Source organism: Thioalkalivibrio sp. ALE16 (genome assembly GCF_000381305.1).
GTDB lineage: Bacteria > Pseudomonadota > Gammaproteobacteria > Ectothiorhodospirales > Ectothiorhodospiraceae > Thioalkalivibrio.
Genome location: NZ_KB906356.1, coordinates 1 through 21,277, shown reverse-complemented (window position 1 = coordinate 21,277; position 21,277 = coordinate 1). Strand labels below are relative to the sequence as shown.

Annotated in this window: 20 protein-coding genes and 2 pseudogenes; 12 read left to right on the top strand and 10 right to left on the bottom strand. The window is 63.3% G+C overall.

Annotated elements, in window-relative coordinates; translation table 11 throughout:
* Positions 1-4 precede the first annotated feature (4 nt).
* From prsR to F627_RS0103575, 4 genes are all read right to left on the bottom strand, one after another.
* The gene (prsR, locus tag F627_RS0103590) at positions 5-1,342 is read right to left on the bottom strand and encodes a PEP-CTERM-box response regulator transcription factor (RefSeq protein ID WP_018876712.1); all 1,338 of its coding nucleotides are present in this window, start codon (positions 1,340-1,342) and stop codon (positions 5-7) included.
* 61 nt (positions 1,343-1,403) lie between these two features.
* Positions 1,404-3,455 (bottom strand): XrtA/PEP-CTERM system histidine kinase PrsK, encoded by a 2,052-nt coding sequence (prsK, locus tag F627_RS0103585; protein WP_018880175.1) that lies wholly within the window; start codon positions 3,453-3,455, stop codon positions 1,404-1,406.
* A gap of 7 nt (positions 3,456-3,462) precedes the next feature.
* Entirely contained in the window at positions 3,463-4,857 is a 1,395-nt protein-coding gene (locus tag F627_RS0103580) for a TIGR03013 family XrtA/PEP-CTERM system glycosyltransferase (protein ID WP_018866591.1), read from the bottom strand.
* A 158-nt stretch (positions 4,858-5,015) separates the two neighbouring features.
* A complete protein-coding gene (locus tag F627_RS0103575) occupies positions 5,016-5,651 on the bottom strand; it encodes an XrtA/PEP-CTERM system exopolysaccharide export protein (protein ID WP_018866590.1) in 636 nt (211 codons plus the stop codon).
* Positions 5,652-5,903: 252 nt separating this feature from the next.
* On the opposite strand from F627_RS0103575, the gene F627_RS0103570 reads away from it, so the two are divergent.
* Positions 5,904-6,680 carry a YdcF family protein gene (locus tag F627_RS0103570; RefSeq protein ID WP_019583301.1) on the top strand — a complete coding sequence of 259 codons (777 nt, stop codon included), beginning with the start codon at positions 5,904-5,906 and terminating at the stop codon, positions 6,678-6,680.
* 42 nt (positions 6,681-6,722) lie between these two features.
* Positions 6,723-7,703 carry a UDP-glucose 4-epimerase GalE gene (galE, locus tag F627_RS0103565; protein WP_019583300.1) on the top strand — a complete coding sequence of 327 codons (981 nt, stop codon included), beginning with the start codon at positions 6,723-6,725 and terminating at the stop codon, positions 7,701-7,703.
* Positions 7,704-7,723: 20 nt separating this feature from the next.
* On the opposite strand, the gene F627_RS0103560 is transcribed toward galE, so the two are convergent.
* Both F627_RS0103560 and F627_RS0103555 read right to left on the bottom strand, forming a co-directional pair.
* Positions 7,724-10,924, bottom strand: coding sequence for a DUF3427 domain-containing protein (locus F627_RS0103560; RefSeq protein WP_019583299.1), 3,201 nt, complete (start codon positions 10,922-10,924; stop codon positions 7,724-7,726).
* Positions 10,921-11,337, bottom strand: a complete 417-nt coding sequence (locus F627_RS0103555; RefSeq protein WP_081630711.1) for a (deoxy)nucleoside triphosphate pyrophosphohydrolase — start codon at positions 11,335-11,337, stop codon at positions 10,921-10,923. The genes F627_RS0103560 and F627_RS0103555 overlap by 4 nt, the downstream gene beginning before the upstream one ends.
* Positions 11,338-11,809: 472 nt before the next feature.
* On the opposite strand from F627_RS0103555, the gene F627_RS16860 reads away from it, so the two are divergent.
* From F627_RS16860 to F627_RS0103525, 6 genes are all read left to right on the top strand, one after another.
* Positions 11,810-12,169 (top strand): hypothetical protein, encoded by a 360-nt coding sequence (locus F627_RS16860; RefSeq protein ID WP_155987091.1) that lies wholly within the window; start codon positions 11,810-11,812, stop codon positions 12,167-12,169.
* 114 nt (positions 12,170-12,283) lie between these two features.
* The gene (locus tag F627_RS0103545) at positions 12,284-13,057 is read left to right on the top strand and encodes a DUF1883 domain-containing protein (protein WP_019583296.1); all 774 of its coding nucleotides are present in this window, start codon (positions 12,284-12,286) and stop codon (positions 13,055-13,057) included.
* A gap of 76 nt (positions 13,058-13,133) precedes the next feature.
* Complete coding sequence (locus tag F627_RS0103540) at positions 13,134-13,898, top strand: hypothetical protein (protein ID WP_019583295.1); 765 nt, start codon at positions 13,134-13,136, stop codon at positions 13,896-13,898.
* A 28-nt stretch (positions 13,899-13,926) separates the two neighbouring features.
* Positions 13,927-14,412, top strand: a complete 486-nt coding sequence (locus tag F627_RS16855; RefSeq protein ID WP_155987090.1) for a hypothetical protein — start codon at positions 13,927-13,929, stop codon at positions 14,410-14,412.
* Between the two features lie 94 nt (positions 14,413-14,506).
* Entirely contained in the window at positions 14,507-16,039 is a 1,533-nt protein-coding gene (locus F627_RS0103530; protein WP_026332014.1) for an RNA-directed DNA polymerase, read from the top strand.
* A 162-nt stretch (positions 16,040-16,201) separates the two neighbouring features.
* Positions 16,202-18,007, top strand: coding sequence for a DEAD/DEAH box helicase (locus tag F627_RS0103525; protein WP_019583293.1), 1,806 nt, complete (start codon positions 16,202-16,204; stop codon positions 18,005-18,007).
* Positions 18,008-18,042: 35 nt separating this feature from the next.
* On the opposite strand, the gene F627_RS0103520 is transcribed toward F627_RS0103525, so the two are convergent.
* Both F627_RS0103520 and F627_RS0103515 read right to left on the bottom strand, forming a co-directional pair.
* Positions 18,043-18,489, bottom strand: coding sequence for a type II toxin-antitoxin system HicB family antitoxin (locus F627_RS0103520; protein ID WP_019583292.1), 447 nt, complete (start codon positions 18,487-18,489; stop codon positions 18,043-18,045).
* Between the two features lie 10 nt (positions 18,490-18,499).
* A complete protein-coding gene (locus F627_RS0103515) occupies positions 18,500-18,751 on the bottom strand; it encodes a type II toxin-antitoxin system HicA family toxin (RefSeq protein ID WP_019021526.1) in 252 nt (83 codons plus the stop codon).
* A 357-nt stretch (positions 18,752-19,108) separates the two neighbouring features.
* On the opposite strand from F627_RS0103515, the pseudogene F627_RS0103510 reads away from it, so the two are divergent.
* Both F627_RS0103510 and F627_RS0103505 read left to right on the top strand, forming a co-directional pair.
* Positions 19,109-19,339: pseudogene (locus F627_RS0103510) on the top strand (hypothetical protein); the annotation flags it as partial.
* Between the two features lie 417 nt (positions 19,340-19,756).
* Positions 19,757-20,176 carry an SRPBCC family protein gene (locus tag F627_RS0103505; protein ID WP_018876723.1) on the top strand — a complete coding sequence of 140 codons (420 nt, stop codon included), beginning with the start codon at positions 19,757-19,759 and terminating at the stop codon, positions 20,174-20,176.
* Between the two features lie 3 nt (positions 20,177-20,179).
* Here F627_RS0103505 and F627_RS16225 read toward each other — a convergent pair.
* Positions 20,180-20,272, bottom strand: a pseudogene (locus F627_RS16225) (peptide deformylase); the annotation flags it as partial.
* Between the two features lie 176 nt (positions 20,273-20,448).
* Between F627_RS16225 and F627_RS0103500 the strand changes: the two are divergent.
* Together F627_RS0103500 and F627_RS0103495 are read left to right on the top strand one after the other, a co-directional pair.
* Positions 20,449-20,709 (top strand): type II toxin-antitoxin system Phd/YefM family antitoxin, encoded by a 261-nt coding sequence (locus F627_RS0103500; RefSeq protein ID WP_018866580.1) that lies wholly within the window; start codon positions 20,449-20,451, stop codon positions 20,707-20,709.
* Positions 20,702-20,965, top strand: a complete 264-nt coding sequence (locus F627_RS0103495) for a Txe/YoeB family addiction module toxin (RefSeq protein ID WP_018866579.1) — start codon at positions 20,702-20,704, stop codon at positions 20,963-20,965. Before F627_RS0103500 ends, F627_RS0103495 begins: the two co-directional genes overlap by 8 nt.
* An 85-nt stretch (positions 20,966-21,050) precedes the next feature.
* On the opposite strand, the gene F627_RS15535 is transcribed toward F627_RS0103495, so the two are convergent.
* Positions 21,051-21,277: transposase (locus tag F627_RS15535; RefSeq protein WP_026279207.1), on the bottom strand; the 227-nt coding region annotated here is incomplete at its 5' end.

Genomic DNA, 21,277 nt, shown 5'->3' with positions numbered 1-21,277 from the left:
TGCCTCATCTGAGCCCGTACTTGTCGAGCAGGCCGTAGAGCGTTGGACGGGTAATGCCGAGGGTATCGGCCGCCTGGGCGATGTTGCCGTTGCAGCGGCCCATCGCCTTGATCACGGACTGGTATTCGGCCCGGTCGCGGGCCTCGCGCAGACGCTCCGGCGGCGCTTCCTGGTCGTGGTCCTCGAGCCCGAGGTCCTCCGCGGTCACCAGGTTGCCGTCGGCCATGATCACGGCGCGCCGGATCAGGTTTTCCATCTCGCGCACATTGCCGGGCCAGGGGTGGCCCTCGATCGCGCGCAGCGCGTCGGCGGTAAAGCCGCGGCGCGGCTTGCCCTGCTCGCGCGCGAAGCGCTCCAGCAGGGCGTGGGCCAGCAGGGTCGCATCCCCCTGGCGTTCGCGCACCGGCGGGATGTCGATACTGATCTCGCTGATGCGATAGAACAGGTCTTCGCGGAAGTCGCCCGCCCGGATCAGGGCCTGGAGGTCCTGATTGGTGGCGCCGATGATGCGGACGTCCACCGGGATCTCGTTGCGCCCGCCCAAGCGCTCGACCGTGCGCTCCTGCAGGAAGCGCAGCAGCTTGGCCTGCAGGCTCTGCGGCAGGTCGCCGATCTCGTCGAGGAACAGCGTGCCCTTGTCGGCATGCTCGATCTTGCCGATGGTCTGGCGCGTCGCGCCGGTGAAGGCACCTTTCTCGTAGCCGAACAGTTCGCTCTCCAGGAGGTTCTCCGGGATCGCGGCGCAGTTGATCGCGACGAAGCGCTCCTTCGCGCGGTTGCTGAGGTCGTGGACGGCGCGCGCCAGGACCTCTTTGCCGGTCCCGCTGTCGCCCAGCAGCAGGACGGTCGCGTCGGAGGGCGCCACGCGCTCCACCATGCGGCAGACCTGCAGCATTTGCGGATCCGAGGTGATGATCCCGGACAGCGAAGAGGTGCTGCCACGGGCCAGCCGGCGGTTCTCCTCCTCGAGTTCGTACAGCCGGGCGGCACGGTCCACGATCAGGCGCAGGAGCTCGGCATCCACGGGCTTGATGTAGAAATCGTAGGCCCCCAGGGCGACGGCCTTCAGCGCGTTCTCGCGATCGTCATTGCCGGTGACCACGATCACCTTGACCCCGGGGTTGAACGCCAGGATCTCCTCCAGCAGCGCGAGGCCCTCGGTGGCGTTGGCCGGGTCGGGGGGCAGGCCGAGGTCCAGGGTGACCAGTTCGGGCTCGTGCCGGCGCATATGCGCCATCGCGCTCGCGCGATCCTGGGCCTGCAGGATCTCGTAGCCGTCCAGGCACCAGCGCAACTGGCTTTGCAGGCCGGCGTCATCCTCGACAATCAGCAGCTTGAGCATCGACTCCATTACTTTGCACCCGGCCCCGCGAGGACGTGATGGTGAACGGCACGAAGACGCCTCATGTGCCGTACCGTGGCAGACGCAGCGTGAAGGCGGTCCCCTCGCCAACGCGGCTGGATACATCGATCCGCCCACCCATCCGGACCACCAGGTCCCGGGCCTCGTACAGGCCAATGCCCATGCCGGCGTTTCCCTTGGTGGTCTGGAAGGGGCGGAAGAGCCGCCGCCGGACGAAGTCCTCGTCCATGCCCGCCCCGTTGTCCTCGATTTCGATGATGGCCCATTGATCCCGGGTTTTCAGGGTCATGGTTATATCGCCGTTATCCGGCGTGGCCTCCTGTGCATTCCGCACCAGGTGCAGCAGCACATTCCGCAGTGCGTCGCGGTTTCCGAGGACTCCGGCGCTGGCCTCGACCGTGACCCGGGGCACCGGCCGAACCTCGCGGCTGTCGTGCGCGACCTCCTCCAGCAGGGCGTCCACCTCGATCGCCTGACGCGGGCTGTCGGCCCCCGGCTGGGCCTTGCGCAGCTGGGCCAGGGTGCGCTCCAGGCGCTCGCGGGCATGGCCCACGGTGCGGAAGGCATCCGCCACGAACTCGGGATTGTCGCGGTGGCGCTCGGCGTTGGCGCTGATCAGGGACAACTGGGCGGAGACGTTCTTGAGGTCGTGGACCAGGAACGCCGCCAGCCGATGGAAGGTCTCGAACTGGCGCGCCTCCAGCAGCGCCTCGTCGGTCTGGACCAGCGCCACGTACACGGCGAGCTGGCGACCCGCGGTCTTCAGCAAATCGCGCTCCTCCCAGTCGATGCGATGCCGCGCCCGCGGCTGGGCCAGCACGACAAAGCCCTCCAGGCCATCGCTTTTCAGCAGCGGCACCACGGCCCAGTGGCGCGGGTTGTCCACCAGCCAGGCCGGCAGCTCCAGCCCGTGATAGAACGTCGGATCGCGGCGAAACTCGTCGATGTCGATCACCCAGCCGGAGCGCATCAGGAATGCCACCAGGGGATCGTCCGGTTCCAGCGCCGGGTACTCCGGCTCGCCCAGGTTCAGCACGCCGTCGAGGGCAAAGCGGCCGTCGTCGCGATGGACCCAGAGCAGGCCACCGGGGCTCTCGACCAGCTCGCCGATGGCCTGGATCGCCCGCTGCCGGAACGGGGTCTCGTCATCGGTCTGCGCGAGGGTTCCGGTAAAGCGCAGCCATTCCTGGCGGTAGTCGTAGCGGTAGTTGAAGAAGTGCTTGGCCAGCCATACCCGCAGCTGGGCGCGGACGCTGCCGGAGAAGAGCACCACCGCCAGCAGCAGCACCGCCCCGAACAGGAGAGTCACCTGCAGCAGGGCACCCAGGTCGCCACCGTGGTGGCGCAGGTAGTAGCCCGCGCCGCCGACCGCCAGCAGGTACAGCCCGGCCCCGATCAGCGACGCGGTGTGAAACAGCAGGTGGCGCGAAACCGTGGGCCCCTCGCGCTGCGGCAGGCGCCGGCTCACCGAAATTGCCAGTAGCGGGACCACCAGCGCATTCACGAACCCTCGGGCCTGCCAGGACGGGCTGTCGATGGTCTGGAACAGCACCAGATCCGCGAACAGGAACAGGTCGAAGGCGAACAGGCCGCCCAGACCCAGGCACAGGAACTTGATCTCCCAGCGGTTCTGCGGCGGCGTGTTGCGGTAGACCTGTTCCACCAGCACCAGCCCGGCGATCGCCATCAGCAGCGTGGCCAGCCCCGGCCAGATCGCGCCCAGCAGCTGCGGCCACAGCATCGGCACCAGGATGAACAGCAGAAAGGCCGCGACGCCACTGGCCCACCAGCGCAGGGCGCGCGGATCGACCCCCGGGCGGCTTCCGCTGCCCGCGAGCAATGCCAGCAGGAGCGCGAACCAGCCGGCATTGCGGGCCACCTCCATCACGCCGCCGGAGATCGCCGCGCTGGTCCCGTACTGCCAGGCGAGAAAACCCAGGTAGCCCGCCCAGCCCACCGACAGCAACGCGGCCAGGACCACCCACAGGCCCGAGGGCCGGTTGCGCCAGCGCACCAGCGTCACCACCGCCAGCACCAGGAACGCCAGTGCCGCTGTCAGGTAGCCGATCGCGGCCAGGGGAACACTGGTCATTACGGGATCAGCGCGCGCCGCGGCCGAACAGGACGACCTTGACCGTCTCGATCAGGATCAGGACATCCAGGAACAGGGTGTGATTCTTCACGTAGTACAGGTCGTACTGCAGCTTCTGCCGCGCGTCCTCGACCGAGGCCCCGTAGGGGTAGCGCACCTGCGCCCAGCCGGTAATGCCGGGGCGGATCGAGTGGCGCGCCGGGAAATAGGGGATCTGCTCGGTCAGCTGTTCGACGAACACGGGCCGCTCCGGGCGCGGCCCGACGAACGACATGCTGCCCTGAAATACGTTGATCACCTGCGGCAGCTCGTCGATACGCAGCTTGCGGATGATGCGCCCCACGCGGGTCACGCGGTCGTCGTCGCGCACCGCCCAGCGCGCCACGCCATCGACTTCGGCGTCTTCGCGCATGCTGCGGAACTTGCAGACCTCGAATGGCACATTCCCCAGCCCCACGCGCGTCTGCCAGTAGAACACCGGGCCGCGGCTTTCCAGCTTGATGGCCAGGGCGGTGACCAGCATCACCGGCAGGGTGGCCAGCAGTAGCATCGAACTGGCCAGCACGTCGAAGGTCCGCTTGATGGCGTTGCGGGACCAGTGCTGGCGGAATCCCTCGCCGAAGATCAGCCAGCTGGCGTTCAGCGAGTCCAGTTGCACCCGCTGCTGTTCGCGCTCGAAGAAACTGGACACATCGGTGACAGCCACCCCGTTCAGCTTGCACTCGAGCAGCTGCCGGACGGGCAGGTTGCCCCGTCGGTCGCGGATGGCGACCACGATCTCGTGGGCCCGAAACTCGCGCGCCATCTCCAGCAGGCTCGCATCGCAGCCCAGCTGTAACTGGCGCGCCGGATCCTGCGGGCAGTCCTTCTCGCCCTCGGTGGCGATGTAGCCCAGCACCCGGAACGGCAGGTCGTCCGGGGCCTTGTCCGGGTGGACCGTCTCGATCGCGCGGGCCCGGCTGCCGGTACCCAGCACCAGGATGCGGCGCTTGAAGGCGTCGGCGTCGGAGAAATTGCACCAGAGGGTGCGCTCGGCAACCAGCCCGGTCAGCAACAGCAGCACCCCGCCGCCGACCGCCGTTGGCGAAAACAGTGCCGCCGGCACCAGGGCCCCATACAGGAGCAGCAGCCCGCCCACGAACAGCAGCGCCGGCACCAGGCGCAACAGGGAGCGCAGCGTGCTGCGGGTGGCCAGATAGTCCGACTCGTACAGGCCCGCCAGGGTGAGCACCAGCAGGACGACCAGCGTCGCCGCCACCAGCTCCGGGTCCAGCAGGCTGAGGGCCTCCGGCTGGAAGGGCGGCAGGCTCAGCACCAGATACAGGCACAGATACGCCACCAGCAGTTCCGCGGTCGCGAGCATCAGCACGCGGCGGCGTATGTAGTGGCCGAAGATGCGCACGACTAGCCCTCTCGCCGAGGCGCTTGCGCAGCGGGGTTGTGCGTCCTTGTCAGGGGGTCCATGTCTACCGTCCCCGATCCCGCAGCGTGGCGGCGACGATTCCCCGGCGGCGCCTCAGCGCCGCGCGCCCGGAACCCGCCCGTCGCGCCCCGGGCTCGTCAGAAGCGTCGTTCCGGAATGATCAGCGTGTCGCCGGGCAGCATGTCCACGTTGGCCGAGATGTCGCCGCCGTTCACCAGGTCGTCCAGGCGCACCCGGTACTGCTTGCGCTCGCCGTCCTCGTTGCGCACGATCACCGCGCGATTGCCGGCCGCGAAGTCGGTGATACCGCCCACCGCGATCATCACGTCCATCACGCTCATCTCCTCGCGGTACTGCAGCGCCTGCGGCTCCGCGGCCTGCCCGATCACCCGGATCTGGCGGCTGTAGGGCCCGGCGAAGCCGGTCACCATCACCGTGACGATCGGATCGCGCAGGAACCGGGAGAGCTCCTCCTCCATCGCCCGCGCCAGTTCGGTGGGCGTCTGGCCGCTGGCCTGGACATCCTCGACCAGCGGGGTGGTGATCTGCCCGTCCGGGCGTACGGATACGCCGGTGGAGAGATCCGGATTGCCACGCACAGACACCTGCAGGGAGTCCCCGGGACCGATGATGTACTGCTCGATCACCGTGCGCTCGATGGAGGTCGGGGCATCCGGAAAATCGGTCGTGGCGCAGCCACCCAGGATCAGGGCCGGCAGCAGGAAGGCGAACCCGAACTTCGGCCCGACCTTTGAAGCATGGATCAGGGACATCGCGACTCCCCCTTGGACATTTCTGACGGTTGTTTGGAGGCTTCACCCGACCGGGAACCGGGCCCGCACCGCACCCCGAAGGCCGCGATACCTGGCTACGCTTACCGGGAATACCGGATTCCACAAGCAACTTGATGTTAGGCCCCGGTTGTGAACAGAGTCCACGTAAGGCCTTCATTCCCGGCGGCTCCTGACTAACGTTCGCGTTACGGCGCCGCCGGGCCGTCCTGCTACCGCCAACAAGGGTGCCCCGTGGATTTTCTGTCGCTGCGTTTTCTGGCCGACTGGCTGCTGCTCCCGCCCAGCGGGCCGCTGCTGCTGGCCCTGGCGGGCCTTCTGCTGATGCGCACCCTCGCGGGCAAGGCGCTGCTGATCACCGGGCTCCTGCTGACCTACGCCTTCAGCCTCCCGCCCGTCAGCCACGCCCTGATGGCCCCGTTGCAGGCGCCGTGGTCACCCCCCGACGCGGCGGCGCTGGAACGCGCCGAGGCGATCGTCGTGCTGGGCGCCGGCTACCGCAGCGGTGCCGTCGAGTTCTCCGGCGAGACGGTGAACGACCTGGCCCTGGTGCGCCTGCGCTATGCCGCGGCCCTGCACCGGCGCACCGGCCTGCCGGTGGTCGCCACCGGCGGCGGCCCGGACGATCGGGAACCGGAGGCCCGCTGGATGGCCGAGGTGCTGGAGGAGTTCGGGGTATCGCCGGTGTGGCAGGAACCGCGGGCGCGCGACACGCAGGGCAATGCCCGCCACTCGGCCGCGCTGCTGCAGGAACACGGCCTGCAACGCGTCCTGCTGGTCACCCATGCCCACCACCTGCCGCGCGCCACGGCCGCGTTCGAGCGCGCCGGGCTGGAACCCATCCCGGCACCGACCGGGGCGTTCGTCGCGCATGACACGCGGCTGTCGTTAGGCGCCTTCAAACCCCAGGCTAACGCCATGCGCACGAGCTGGCTCGCCATGCACGAGTACCTCGGTATTCTGTGGTATCGCTGGCAATACGGCCGTCACCCGGCACCATCCGACCCCTGACGCGCCCCGCCAGCCCCAATCCACAGCGACCGGGGGCGATGGATGAAACTGCTGGTAACGGGCGGGGCCGGCTATATCGGCAGCCATGTCCTGCAGCACCTGCGCAGGGCGGGGCACACGGTCACCGTGTACGACAACCTCAGCACCGGCCACGCCTGGGCTGTGGGGGATGCCGAGCTGGTCGTCGGCGACCTGGCCGATACCGAAGGCCTGCGCGACACCCTCGCGCGCGGCTTCGACGGCGTGCTCCACTTCGCCGCGCATATCGTCGTGCCCGAATCGGTCGCCGATCCGCTCAAGTACTACGGCAACAACACCCGCAACACCCTCAATCTGCTGCAGGCCTGTGCGGATACCGGCGTGCGCCATTTCGTGTTTTCCTCCACCGCCGCGGTCTACGGCATCCCCGACACCGTCTCGGTTGCGGAAGGCGCACCGCTGCAGCCGATCAACCCCTACGGCGCCTCCAAGATGATGTCCGAGCGCATGCTGATGGACCTGGGCGCCGCCTCGGACCTGCGCTACGTCAGCCTGCGCTACTTCAACGTGGCCGGCGCCGCCCCCGACGGCCACCTGGGGCAGGCCACGCCCGACGCCACCCACCTGATCAAGGTCGCCTGCCAGGCCGCCACCGGCCAGCGCGACGGCATCACCGTATTCGGCACCGACTACGACACCCGCGACGGCACCTGCGAACGCGACTACATCCACGTGGAAGACCTGGCCGCCGCCCACGTCCGCGCCCTGGAACACCTCGACGGCGGCGGCGACTCTCAGGTGCTCAACTGCGGCTACGGCCACGCCTACAGCGTGCTCGAGGTCATCGACGCGGTGAAACGCGCCAGCGGCGTGGACTTCCCCGTCACCCTCGGCCCGCGCCGCGAAGGCGACCCGCCCGCCCTGATGGCCGACGCCCGCCGCATCCGCCAGACCCTCGCCTGGGAGCCGCAATACGACGACCTCGACCAGATCGTCCGCCACGCCCTCGCCTGGGAACAGAAGACCGCGCTACAGACCGCCTGATCCGCGTTTCCCCAGCCGCGTTACAGGACCGTGCGGCGGGCGAGGTGCAGGAGCCGCGCGGGCATCTCGTACTCCAGCTCCCAGATGATGCTCATCGGCTTGCTGCCCTCGTGGTGCTGGTAACGCACCGGGCCGCAGAAGGTGAAAGGCTCGCTGAGGCCCGTCGCATCACGCTTAGCCCGCCGAATGAACAGCATGGGGGTGTAGCCACGCGCCTCGTGGTGGATGTAGCGCTGCCCGGTGTCCGAGCTGGGGGAGGTGCCGGACTGCGACTGCCAGTGGAATCGCCGCTCGTTGAGGGCGTAGTCCTCGTACATGGTGGTGGGCGAGAACTCCTGCTCGGATTTCTCCAGGGTCACGAACAACGCATCCACCCGCCGCTCCGGTACGTGCCGCACACCCTCCTGCTGGGTGATCGGCTTCTCCAGGCTGCCAAGTCCCAGCGCCAGCAGGATCTGCTCGCGGGTGTACGACGCGTGCAGCTCCAGCGGCCCCGTCTGCTCCGGGAAGGTGATGCCGCTGGCGGGGACGATACGCTCGTGTCGCCAGGTGGCGACTTCCTGGAGATCCCGGTAAAGGGGGCGTTGTTCGCGGACGAATGCGTCCACTGCGGTTAGGTCCCCGTCCCCCGGCCGCGTCTTGCCCCATAGGGTGCTGTGGACGAGTGCCAGCCGGAGCCGATCTTCTTCGGCAAGCTGCTCCACGTTCGCGGCCGGCTGCGCCAGATGGGTCTGCAGGGTTTCCAGCAACTGGTGATCGTCACACCGCGCTAAGCGCTGCAGCCCACGTTTGAGGCTGCTGACATAGGGTCCCAGCGCTTCGGTCGACTCGCCTCCGCAGTCCGCGCGCAGCCGGGAGGGCAGGTCCTTGCGCAGCAGGTCTTCCGCATCATCCATATGCAGGCAGTCGAGCATCTTGGACAGGCTGGCGGAGTCGATGTCCTCCCGGAAACAGTCCTTCAGCTCGCGCACGATCTGCGGTCGCTGGCGGTTGATCTGCGAACGGATGTTGTCGAGCACGTGCTGGGTGGCCAAGCGGTCGAGGTGGATCAGGCAGCCGCTGGGTAACCAAGGGAAGCCTTCCTGGATCTGGTGATCCACCCGCTTCTCCGGCCGCGCGCTCAGGGCCCGGAACCGAGCGGCATAACGAAAACGCCGATCCTGTGGCGCGACGAAATCCAGCACGGTCAGGTGCGGCTTGCCCTCGTGCAAGCGCAGGCCGCGGCCCATCTGCTGTAGGTAGACCGTCAGGCTCTCGGTCGGGCGCAGCAGCAAAACGGTGTCCACCTCCGGCAGGTCCACGCCTTCGTTGTAGAGGTCCACCGTAAAGATGAAGCGGATGCGCCCCTCGCGCAGGTCACGCTGTACCGACAGCCGCTCGTGGTCAGAACTCTCGCCAGTCAGCACCGCGCTGGGCACCTGCTTGGCCGAGAAATGCTCGGCCATGAATCGGGCATGGGCGCGACTGATGCAAAAGCCCAAGCCTCGCACCGTCCCGAGATCCGTGGCGTGTTCATGGGCCTGCTGCAGGACCCAGTCGGCGCGCGCCCGGTTGCCGGTTAACACCCCTTCCAGTTCGTCGGCGTCATAGCCGCCACGCTGCCAGCTCACTCGGCTCAGATCCACGGACTCATGGTCGGCCACGCCGAAGTAATGGAACGGCACCAGCAGGCGCCGCTCGATCGCATCCGGCAGGCGGATCTCGTGGGTGTAACGCTGGCCGAAGTGCTGGCGGATGTCGTCGGCATCCGTGCGCTCCGGGGTCGCCGTCAGGCCCAGCAGGCACTTGGGCCGCACATGGTCGAGGATTCGTTGGTAGCTGCCGGCGGTACTGTGGTGCGCCTCATCCAGCACCACGTAATCGAAATGCTCCGGGGCCAGCCGGTCGAGGTCCCGTGCATTCCAGCTCGCCACCGTACAGAACAGATGGCGGTCCTGACTCGGGCGCGCCCCGCCCACCAGCAAGTCACCAAACTCGTGGTCCTGTAGTACCTGCCGGAAGCTCGCCATCGCCTGACGCAGGATCTCCTCGCGGTGAGCGATGAACAGCAACGACGGACGCCCTTTATCCGCCTGCTCACGCGCAAAGCGCCGATAGTCGAACGCGGCGATCATCGTCTTGCCGGTCCCGGTGGCGGCGATCACCAGATGGCGGTCGATCCCCGAACGGCGTTCGCGCTGGATGTCCTCCAGGATCTCCTGCTGGAAGGCATACGGCCGCAGGTCGAAGAACGCGGTGGCGTCTTTCTGCGCCCCGGGCCCCGAGCTGGATTCCGACTCCAGTGCCTGTTGCAGGCGGGGTAGGTCGTCCGTGGTGAGCGGTTCGAACTCCGCCGGGTCTGCCCAGTGCGCCTCGAACGAGGTCTGGATCTGGCGCCACATATGCGGCAGCTCGTATTCACTGACCTTGGCCGTCCACTCCAGCCCCTCATCCATCGCTACCCGCGAGACATTCGCCGAGCCGATGTAGGCACTGCCAAACCCCGTGCCCCGATGGAACAGGTAGGCCTTGGCGTGCAGGCGCGTGCGGTGCGTGTCGTACGAGACCCGAATCTCGGTGTTCGGCAGGCCCAGCAGAAACTCGATCGCCTTGAGGTCGGTAGCCCCGAGGTACGAGGTCGTCGCGATCCGCAGCCTGGGAGAGCCATCCACCGTCGGGGTCTCGGTAAAGCGCTTCAGCGTCTCGCGCAGGGCGCGAATGCCGCTCCACTTGATGAAGGACACCAACCAATCTGCCCGCTCCGCACTGGCCAGCTCCTTCTCGATCTGCGTCACCAGACTCGGTGTGCGATCTGAACCGGTGAGCAGGCTGGACAGAGCCAGCGGAACATCCGGCCGTGGCGTCTCCTGCTGCCCCACCTGATCGGCGGTCGGAGAGCGCACCTCCAACAACTGCCGAAACGGCGGGTGGGGCAGGTCCTCCTCAATGCCCGACAGCGGATGCCCGGCCGCCGCCAGCGCATCCGCCAGGATCTGCACGGCCCGGGTCCAATCCTCATGCCCCTTCTCGCGCAGCTCCCCGGCCCGCTCCGCCAGCCGCTGGGCCAGTTCGGCCGCCAGGGTCATCGCCAGATCGTCACCCTCCAGCCCCTGGCTCCAGCGGGCGTGGTCCTCCAGCCCCAGGGCTTCCAGCGCCTGCCGTACCCGCGGCGTATCCAGCCGTTCATGCAGGCCGACCCATTCGGCCCCGGACCGGGACTTGGCGGCGCTATCCCGGCTCATGCGGAACGTCCGGCAATAAAGGCTTCGAGCAACGGGATGTCCGCAGGCGCCAGCTCGAGCCCGCGCGCCTCCGCCGGCGACACCCAGCACCAGCGATCGTGCACCGCCAGCACCGGGCTCTCGTCATCCGTCCACGCACGCAGCGCAACCAGCTCAAGGCTTCCGTTACCCGGAATCGGCGAACGACCGATCTCTTCCCCGACTCGAAGCTCCAGCGCCAGCTCCTCGCGAAATTCGCGGCACAACGCGGCCTCCAGGCTCTCGCCCGGCTCCGCCTTGCCACCGGGAAATTCCCAATACCCCGCCAGCGCCTGATCGGCCCCGCGACGCGCCAGAAAGATCCGCCCCTGCGCATCCTCCAGAATGCCGCAGACCACCACCGCCTGATTCGCTTCTATGAGCGTTTCCAACACCGGCTCTCCGTTAACCTCTGGCCGGATCGTACCAGGGAACGCCGCCACGGCTCCCGCCGGAAGCCCAATTCTCGCGCCCCGCGTGGTGGCTCCTCCCGTCACCCCACACTGCGCTAACGGTGATATACCGATTCTGTATAGCACCGCGCTCTGTCACGCCCGAACCGCCGCTTTCCACGTCTCGCCCCGAATCCGTTCACCCCCCCAAGCCTTCAACGTCGGCCCCTGCATCCCGCCTATGTTGGATCGCCGGGCCGATGTAAGACTTTGACTAAGCTCCAAAGATTCTTCGTCCCAGTGGGCCGGATGCCCCGCCACTCGACGCGATGCACACTACCATGATAAAAGCATGGTTTAGATGTGGTGGTGTGCCACCGAGAGGAGAACGACGGGATGATATGCAGAAACTGTATATCACCAATATGACAGATTCTGTCTAATCTACTGTTAGGACATAAAAAGGAGAAACCAGATGTCAGTTGATAGTGCCATAGAAGTCCTTGATGAAGATGATGAGGTTATGGAGTCGTATGTTCTTCTTCGTGAAATCAAGGCATACCTTGATGTCGGTCAAGGATCTTTTAATCCGCGAATAAAAATCAAAATATATAAAAGCAGCGTCATCCCGAGCGCAACTTATCACTTCGAAGTTAGTCATCACGTCCACACGCCAGAGCAAGCAGGGCCTTACTATCCTTCGCGAACCTCATGCGAATCAGAGCGCGAAGCAATACGACAAGCAATATCAACCACAACCAGCTTTATAAAGAGTGCTTTGCGTGTCGGCCATGAGCCAAGTGAAAGTTGGCTGGTGCCAAATGATGATTTTTAGACTTAATAATGCCCTAACAAGGAAATCCAGCCGACCCAAAAACCACTGCGCGGTTTTCGGTCGGCTGATTTGCGGCGTTATGTGCTCAATAGGTAAAGGAGTGAACGGCTCACGATGAAGTTTATACACACCGACCTTGGGCAGAGGAAGCGCGGAGAAACCGTAGAAATCACACTTACCGGGAACGCCGCGAATGTGCGCCTTATGGACAGTTCGAACTTCGCAGCGTACAAACGGGGCGGCCGCCATCGCTACCACGGAGGTCTGGCGAAGCGCTCACCGGTAAAGTTGCAGATCCCGAGCAATGGCCACTGGCATGTCGCAGTGGATATGCAGGGGCTACGAGGCAAAACGAACGCGTCAGTGCGAGTCCTACCGGGTGCCTTGCCAGAGATGAAAGAGCCAGCGCTATCGTCAGTCCCGGGTCTTGTGCATGACGAGCCGCCGCCGGGAGTATCAAGCGGACAGAAAGAGCACGATGTCTTCATCTCTCATGCGTCGGACGACAAAGAGTCGATAGTCCGAGACCTGGCGAATGCCCTTGTCGCCGAAGGCCTAGACGTTTGGTACGACGATTTCTCGCTCCGGATCGGAGATAGTTTGCGGCAGAAGATCGATCAAGGGCTTGCGCGCAGCCGCGTCGGCTTGGTTGTCTTCTCGGAGGCCTTTTTTGGAAAGGGCTGGGCAAACTACGAACTCGACGGCATCGTCTCACGGAGCGTATCGGGAGAACAGGTTCTTCTGCCTATTTGGCACGGCGTAACTAAGAAGCAAGTAATGGAGTACAGCCCATCGCTGGCTGACAAGGTTGCTCGCAGCACGGGTACTCACACAGTCGAAGAAATAGCGACAGAGATCGCGGAACTGATTCGTGAGTCACGCACATAACACGTCGCTCAACCGGACGCTCGTACCTCGCGCCGGTTAGCTATGCGTTATGTATTGATGCATGTAGGCGATCCTGATGGTTGAGATCCTATTGGCGACTGGAACACTTCTCACCGCGATGGCCGCGTTGGGAACCTCTATTGCAACGTTCAAAACATTGCGTGAGACGCGGCTGTCTCGAGAGGTGTCGACGAACCCGAAGCTTTTTCCCCTCGACTCGCAAGGCAGCGTGCATATCCAGCAGACCAAGCCGCAGCTCCAGCACACAGTCGACTTCGAAGGTATTAGGCTGGAAAACTTTGGCAGGGGGCCTCTGCTCAATCTCGAACTTCGTTGGTCCATTGATGTGAAGGAGCTGGTTGAGTTTCTGCGAGAAGTCGATCAGCGAAAGATCTATAACGTTCATATCCACGAAGGGCAGGACGAGAACTGGAATGAACTTAGGTTAAGCTGGAATCACTTCTACGCGCGTCAGTTGGAGGAGAGAGTACAAATAATCGCCCCGCGTGGCACAGAAGAACCCGTATACGTGCGACCTCCGGCGTTCTTCATGGAAGCCTTCGTGGTTTATTTGCACGTATTGATTCATGAGCGTGATGACAGGAAAAAGTATGTTCCTATTCCAAACTTTGTTCCGGCGGAACTCACTGTGCGCTACTCAAGTTTGGCAGAAGATACTTTTTCTCAGCGCTATGAGGTTGAACTGGAATACGAACACAATCAGACGCTCTTTGCCGACGAAGAAGGTCGCTACTATTTCCGATTGCATGTGAAGCACAAACATAACAAAAGCTTAAACATGGACCGGCTTTTCCCTCGCGCTCCAAAGCCGACCGGTTAAGCTGAGCGTTAGCATCTAAGGAGAGTTCATGGCAGAGCCAACATCTCAAAGTGTCATGGAGAAGTTCGAGTTCTATTTTTTGGCGCTTATCTTTACACTGCTTGGAGCCTCCGTTCAGACCGCGAACTTCACTTCGAGTCCAAACGTTTCCATTTGGATGGAGTTGGTTGGTTGGGCCTTATTGGCTTCTTCTGGCATTGCTGGCCTTTCTAAAGTGCAGTGGATTTCCAGCATGCTTTATACGAAGTCACGGAAGGAAAACTACGTCCAGATATCTCGGGATCTACGAGTAGCTCAACAAAAGGGGAGCCCCTACGTAATAGACGCTGAAAGCCAGAAATCAATGCCAATTCAGGAAGTGATTGCCAAAGTTGATGAAAATGCCGGTCGATTCGATGTTGTTCTTGACCGTCTCGGTAGGAAGCATGAGATCAAGCACTACGTTGAGTGGTGGTGTTTTGTCGCCGGTCTGCTGGCAGTTGGCGTTGCAAGAGGCTTGTCAGAACTATGCTAACCACGCGCTTCAGCCGACCTCAGGCCGCAATGCGGCCTTCCTCGGCTGAGCTTCGCCGTTATACCGAACACGAAGTCTGTATGCCGAACGTCTCATGTATCTAGAACGCTATCTCGTTGAAAAGCATTTTCGTGAGACCGAGCGACTCCTTCGGAAAATTCCGAACGATGACGTCTCTGAATGGATGCTTCGCCGGGGGTATTTCCCTGAGAACCACGTCGCCCCCCCTACGTTTGGAACTCACAACTTCACGCTTAGGAAGAAGCCGTACAATAGCAATATCACATCCCTGAAAAGGCGGAAGCTCATCGCGCTGTCCTATCCAAAATCGCTATTGACAGCGAGGAAGTTCGCCGTAATGGATCCGAGAAACTACCACGACATTGTCTTCTATCTAAATAAGCATTGGTCGACAATCCTCGATATACTTTTCCATAAAAATCTCAGAATCTACTCATATAGTATTCCCATACCCGTAACAAAGAGTGACTTCCCAGGTCTGAGCCGACTACGAGCCGGCCGGATGATATACGAGTGGATTCAGATGGCCGAGAATGACCTCGTATCCGACGCTGTATCGTACAAAGTCCTAGCGAGAACCGACGTCGCGAACTTCTATGCCTCGATATATACGCATAGCATTGCGTGGGCACTCGAAGGAAGGGAAGAGGCCTTTAAGGATAAGCATTGTTCGCTCTTCGGAAACAAGATCGACAAGTTATTCCAGTATTCCAACGATGCCCGAACGAACGGAATAGCGGTTGGCTCTGCCCTCAGTGATCTAGTCGCTGAAATCGTACTTGCGGACATCGATAGGCGTGTATCAGAAAAGCTATCAGATGTCGATTTTATTGCAGTTCGGTTTAAGGATGACTATAGAATTTTGGCGCAGACAGAGGAGGAGGCCAAAAAAGTACTCCGTCGGATTTCGGAGGAGCTTTCGGATATAAACCTATCCCTGAATGAGCGCAAGACCCACATTACTGAACTGCCGGATGGGCTGTATCGCGCTCACGATCGAGAGTATTTCCCGCACTCCCTGCGCTGGCGAACGGAAATACCTTTTAAAACATTCGAGCACACGTTGCTTATCGCGCTCGATGTGCATAGAAGATTTCCGGGGACTAGTATTCTCGAGAAGTTTATGTCTGAACTCTTTAGTCGAGAAAACAAGTTAAAGATTCGGTTCTCTAACGGAAAACGGCGGGAGCTCGATCAAGTAAAGAAGATGATTTCCCTGCTATTTCTTGTCAAGCGAGAATCGGAGAAGACGCTTTGCCACGTGCTTGCGATTATTCAGGTTGTCTACTTAGGAAAGAAACATATACGTCCAGAGCTAAAGGCTTACCTAAAAGCCGTCGTGGAATGGGAACTCAGGTCGGCGTCTAAAAAGGGGTCGGCGTTCGAGGTGGTCTGGTACGTGTTTTTCAGCCGATACTTAGGACTCGGTATCACAGAGTTTCGCAAAATGATTGATAATCCAGATGTGTCGGGTAACGAGTTCGTAAAGTGTATGCTCTCGAGCCAAAACAAACTCTTCTCAGACGCGGGCATTCAGCTCTTTAAGAAACCAAGTGAGTGCAAAGACGAGCTATTAGTCGATTATCTGGATGTATTCAAGAAATAGATGGCCGTCTCTGTATAACAATGCGCCTGAGCCGACGCCGTGAGACGCGGGTGCTTGTGATCCTGCGTCGGGGTCGGCGCGGCTCAGATTATCGTTATCCACGCAGGTAGGGTTCGGAGAATGACAACGCTAATACCTTCGCTGAACAGCTGCCTCCCACGGATGACGTCGGGCGAGAAGCGCTTTGCGCGGCGTCTGGAGCACTTCCTGGAGGACGACTACCTGTGCTGGTACGACGTGCCGGTAGGCGGGCGGTCGGCGCATCCGGATTTCATCGTGCTGCACCCGCAGCGGGGGCTGCTGATCCTGGAGGTGAAGGACTGGCGGCTGGAGATCATCCGGCAGATCGATCGCCAGGAGGCGACCATCCTGACGGACCGGGGCCTGAAGGTGGTGCCCAACCCGCTGGAGCAGGCGCGCCAGTATGCCTATCAGGTCATCAAGCCACTGGAGCGCGATCCGCAGCTGGTGCATCCGCCGGGGTCTTCGCTGCAGGGCCGGTTGATGCTGCCGTTCGGGCACGGCGTGGTGCTGGCCAATATTACCCGCGCGCAGTTCGAGCAGCAGGAGCTGGGCGAGGTGATTCCGGCCAATCGGGTCATCTGTCGCGACGAGATGACCGAGTCGCAGGATTCGGAGGATTTCCAGAAGCGGCTGTGGGACATGTTCACCGTGCAGTTCCCGCATCGGTTGTCGCTGCCGCAGATCGACCGCATCCGCGGCCATCTGTTCCCCGAGATCCGCATCCGCCAGGGCAGCCTGTTCGACGATGCGCACGACGCGGACGACACCGAATCCCCGGCCGATATGCTCCCGGACCTGATGCGGGTGATGGACCTGCAGCAGGAGCAGCTGGCGCGCAGCCTGGGCACCGGGCATCGGGTGATCCATGGCGCGGCCGGGGCGGGCAAGACGCTGATCCTGGTCTACCGCTGCCTGCATCTGGCGCGGGCCCTGCGCAAGCCGATCCTGGTGCTGTGCTACAACCGCACCCTGGCCGACCGCCTGCAGGCCATCCTGGCGGAGAAGGGCGCGGGCGATCAGGTGGTGGTGTACAACTTCCACCGCTGGTGCCACGCCCAGCTGCGCACCTACAACGTGCCGCCACCGCCGAATAACACGGACAAGCGGGCGTTCTTCGACCAGCTGGTGCAGCAGGTGATCGAGGGCGTCGACCAGGGGCAGATCCCCGGCGGGCAGTACGGCGCAGTGATGATCGACGAGGGGCACGACTTCGAGCCGCACTGGTTCCGGCTGGCCACGCAGATGGTCGACCCGGACACCAACTCGGTGCTGGTGCTGTACGACGACGCCCAGTCGATCTACGGCCGCAGCCAGAGCCGGTTCAGCTTCTCGAGCGTGGGCGTGGAGGCCCGCGGGCGCACCACCATCCTGCGGGTGAATTACCGCAACACCCGCCAGGTGCTGGACCTGGCCACTCGTTTCGCCCGCGAACTGCTGGATCCGCAGGAGGCCGAGGAAGACGGCATCCCGCTCGTGCCGCCGGAAAGCGCGGGCCGCGAAGGCCCGGAGCCCGCGATCATCCCCCTGCCCGCTCAGCCGCAGGAGATCGAATACATCGCCGGGCACTTCAAGCGGCTGCACGAACAGGGCCGCCCCTGGAGCGAGATGGCCGTGCTGCACCGCCGCGTGCCCGCCGCCGGCAAGATCCGCGCGGTGTTCGAGCGCGCGGGCATCCCGCTGGAAAACCTCGGGGATCGCAATCGCCAGAAGTCGGCCACCCCGGCCGACACGGTCAAGATGGTGACCATGCACTCCAGCAAGGGCCTCGAGTTTCCCGTGGTGGCCCTGACCGGCCTGGGCGAGATGGACACGGCCGAGGAGCGCGAGGCCGAAGAGGCCCGCCTGCTCTACGTGGCCATGACCCGGGCCATGGACGAGCTGATCGTCACCGGCCCGCCGCAGGCCCCCTTCCTCCGCCGCATCGGCGAGGCCGCGCAGGCCTGAACCCGCGGGCCCGGGCGGGCGCTGGCGGTTACCCTCTATGCTGCGACGGGTTTAAAGGGGCGAGCATCCTCCACGACGAGACCATGACCCAGACTGGCGATCGCGGCGTGGACCGCCTCGATCCTGGAGCGGTGATCCACGTCGATTAGCCGCCGGATCGCGCCCTCATGGCTGCCCATTCGGCGCGCCAGTTCCGAGTTGCTGACCCCTTCCGCCCGCATGGCGACCCGGAGCGCGAGTTTGGCGGCGATCAGGGGCGACACCGGCGCGATGGCCTCGCCCGGTTCTGGGTCGGTGGGGGAGGGGATGGGGCGCCCCTCCATGACATAGCCAGCGAGCGCCGCGCCCAGGGCCTCACCCATTTCGCGCAGCGCCTCCTCTTGAGATTCCCCGTCCGTCAGGGCCTCGGGCACGTCCCGGCACGTGGCCAGGTAGTGGCCGCCTTCGTCGCGTTCGAGTTGTACGGGGTATGCGTAGCGCATGGCTCTGTCCTCAAATGTCGTTCGGGTCGATACCGAGCTGCTTGCACATGGCTTTCAGCAGCCCGGGGCCGATCTCCTTCTTACGGTCCTTCAGGGTCGTAAAGCGGTCACCGTAGTAGATTCGGCCATGGCTCCCTTTCCCTTGGTGCTCGACCAGTTGAACCGGCGTGCCGGTTTTCTTTCCCAGCTTCTGCAGCCGCTTCAGGTATTCGTTTCCATTCATGTTGCGGCCCACTAATCCCTTGCCCATAGACTCGTACATTTGTGTACGAGTCGTCAAGCTGTTGTGTAGCTGATGCTCGGTCCGGGCTCCAGTTTTTCACCGTAGTCAGGGACCTACGGCTCTCCATGCGCGTGGGCGGGCCCTTGAACCGACGTCCTGGACCGCCAAATAGCTTGATCGGGAGCGAGAACTTCGGGGGCAATTGCCGCTTGCCCTGCGGTGTGCCACCTGTTGAAGGAGTCCACCAAACGGTAATGGACCACACGAATCCTTCCCCATCGCCGCCGGGGTCACCTTTGACCGCCTCGTGGACGGCGTCTAGCGTCAAAGGAGAGGGGCAGGGAACGGCTCCGGCAAACCCGTTGCAACCTCGCGGAATCGCGAAGGAGGCACACCATGCGCAGCGTAGACAACATGCCGGTGCTCGACTGGCAGGACGGCAAGAACGCCATGCGGGCGAAGTTCCAGGTGATGCACGAGGAGCCGGTGGTGCTGAAGATGCCGGCCGACATAGACTGGTCGGTGAACGAGGGCGAGTTCGGCTGCACGCTGGACGAGAACGGCGTGCCACACGACTGCGAAGGCGGCAGTCTTCTGCATCGGCTTGCGGAGCTCAATGACATGCCCGGACCAGGGAAACACTGACCCATGTACACACTCGCGTTGGTACCCCAGGTTTTCCGAGGCAAGGCGCGGCGTGCAGCCGGTAGTGGTTCTACCGGCAAGGGCCGCAACGCAGGATCGGGGAACCTGGGGTGCCAACCCCGAAGGGGCTCGGCCGCTTTTGCGCGCGCACGGCGTTGCGGTTCCCTTGTGCAGAATGACTGCACGGCAGTCACCGCGCCTTGTTCGCACGCAAAAGCGACTCGAGCGCGAGCGTGTACATGGGTCAGTGTTCCCCTATAGGACATCGCGCAGGCCTGCGCCTACTCCAGCTCCCGCGTGGATATCGACGCCGCCGGCTCCCGCATCATCGTGCACGACTGATCGGGCCTGCGCCGCCGGCCCGACCGGCGGCGACCCTGCAACCTGGAGCGGTGGCCGATGTCGGTGATCCACCACGAGATGGAGATCGACGCCGCTCCGGAGGCGGTGTTCGAGCTGATGGCCCGGGTGGAGGCGTTCGCCGCCTACAGCGAGGCTATCGAGTCCATCACCTGCGTCGGGCCCGAGCGCTACCGCTGGCGTGTGCGGGTGGCCGGGGTGCCGCTGACGTTCGACGTGGAGGTGCTGGTCGCGGTCCCGCCACGTCTGCTCGGCTGGCGCGCGCTGGCCGGCTTGTCCTGCGAGGGCTGCTATCGGCTAACCCCGAGCGCGCGCGGCACGCATCTGGAACTGGCCGTGCGCTGCGGCGACGAGAACCCCCTGACCGACGGCCTGCTCGGCCTGGCGGCCCACCCGTTGCTGGATGCGCTGGGGGCGGAGGTGGTGCGCAACGCCTGGCCGCGCCTCCACGGGGCGTGATGCCTACGCCTCCGCGTGGAACTCGCGGTATTCGTCGAGGAAGGCGAGGCGGGTAGTTTCGGTGACGCGATCGATGAACAGGGTACCGTCGAGGTGGCCCGAGGCAGCAGGCTCGCGCCCCGCGCGGTGAACACGGGGTCCACCAGCGTCAGGCGAGTGGCTGTCAGGTAACCGGTATTTCACTCGGCGACGCGATAGCACAACCTGCACAGTTGGTTGTACATGTGGGCCGGCCGGCCTATACTTGTACAAGTCAAGGTACAGGAGGCGCCATGAAGATTGTTTCATTCACCGAGGCTCGCAACGGTCTCAAGGCCGTACTGGATGGGGTGGTCAACGATGCCGACACCACGGTGATTACGCGCCGTGATTCGGAGGATGCAGTGGTCATGTCACTTGATCACTACAACAGCCTGATGGAAACGGTGCATCTTTTGCGTTCCCCTGCCAATGCAGAGCACCTCAACAGGTCCATTACGCAATACAAGGCAGGAAAGGCGACCGAGCGTGCGTTGGTAGGTGGGGATGAGTAGTCGGTTGCTTTGCTGGACCGACGAAGCATGGACTGACTACCTCTACTGGCAACGTCAGGACAAGAAGACCCTGAAGCGGATCAACAAGTTGATAGAAGACGTGAGGCGGTCTCCATTTGAAGGCATTGGCAAGCCGGAAGCCCTCAAGGAGAACCTGGCGGGTTTCTGGTCGCGTCGGATTGATGACACCAATCGACTTGTGTATGCGGTGGAGGATTCGTCTATCACGATCATCTCCTGCCGATATCACTATTAAGTGCGAGGTCGACTACCGACGCATCCGGTTGTGTGCGTCAAGTTGTGCAGAAATGAGTCGGCCATGTTCGGTTGGTCCGTATGGCTCAGGCGGCCTCGGCCTGCCGGAGCAAGATCTTCTTGTGTTCTTTGAGCAGATCCATGTTCAGGTAGCGGTTGTCCTCCAGCCAGCCTTCGTGGATTTCGACGGCCAGGGCCCGCACCAGACGTAGACAGCTGTGGGTGTTGGGGAAGATCCGGACCACCCGGGTCCGGCGCCGGATCTCCTCGTTCAGCCGCTCGAGCATGTTGGTGCTCTTCATGTGCTTGTGGT

Coding starts and splice junctions, on each gene's coding strand:
- prsR (WP_018876712.1), bottom strand. CDS start 1,342: ATGCTCAAGCTGCTGATTGTCGAGGATGACGCCGGCCTGCAAAGCCAG.
- prsK (WP_018880175.1), bottom strand. CDS start 3,455: ATGACCAGTGTTCCCCTGGCCGCGATCGGCTACCTGACAGCGGCACTG.
- F627_RS0103575 (WP_018866590.1), bottom strand. CDS start 5,651: ATGTCCCTGATCCATGCTTCAAAGGTCGGGCCGAAGTTCGGGTTCGCC.
- galE (WP_019583300.1), top strand. CDS start 6,723: ATGAAACTGCTGGTAACGGGCGGGGCCGGCTATATCGGCAGCCATGTC.
- F627_RS0103560 (WP_019583299.1), bottom strand. CDS start 10,924: ATGAGCCGGGATAGCGCCGCCAAGTCCCGGTCCGGGGCCGAATGGGTC.
- F627_RS16860 (WP_155987091.1), top strand. CDS start 11,810: ATGTCAGTTGATAGTGCCATAGAAGTCCTTGATGAAGATGATGAGGTT.
- F627_RS0103545 (WP_019583296.1), top strand. CDS start 12,284: ATGAAGTTTATACACACCGACCTTGGGCAGAGGAAGCGCGGAGAAACC.
- F627_RS0103540 (WP_019583295.1), top strand. CDS start 13,134: ATGGTTGAGATCCTATTGGCGACTGGAACACTTCTCACCGCGATGGCC.
- F627_RS16855 (WP_155987090.1), top strand. CDS start 13,927: ATGGCAGAGCCAACATCTCAAAGTGTCATGGAGAAGTTCGAGTTCTAT.
- F627_RS0103530 (WP_026332014.1), top strand. CDS start 14,507: ATGTATCTAGAACGCTATCTCGTTGAAAAGCATTTTCGTGAGACCGAG.
- F627_RS0103525 (WP_019583293.1), top strand. CDS start 16,202: ATGACGTCGGGCGAGAAGCGCTTTGCGCGGCGTCTGGAGCACTTCCTG.
- F627_RS0103520 (WP_019583292.1), bottom strand. CDS start 18,489: ATGCGCTACGCATACCCCGTACAACTCGAACGCGACGAAGGCGGCCAC.
- F627_RS0103515 (WP_019021526.1), bottom strand. CDS start 18,751: ATGTACGAGTCTATGGGCAAGGGATTAGTGGGCCGCAACATGAATGGA.
- F627_RS0103505 (WP_018876723.1), top strand. CDS start 19,757: ATGTCGGTGATCCACCACGAGATGGAGATCGACGCCGCTCCGGAGGCG.
- F627_RS0103500 (WP_018866580.1), top strand. CDS start 20,449: ATGAAGATTGTTTCATTCACCGAGGCTCGCAACGGTCTCAAGGCCGTA.
- F627_RS0103495 (WP_018866579.1), top strand. CDS start 20,702: ATGAGTAGTCGGTTGCTTTGCTGGACCGACGAAGCATGGACTGACTAC.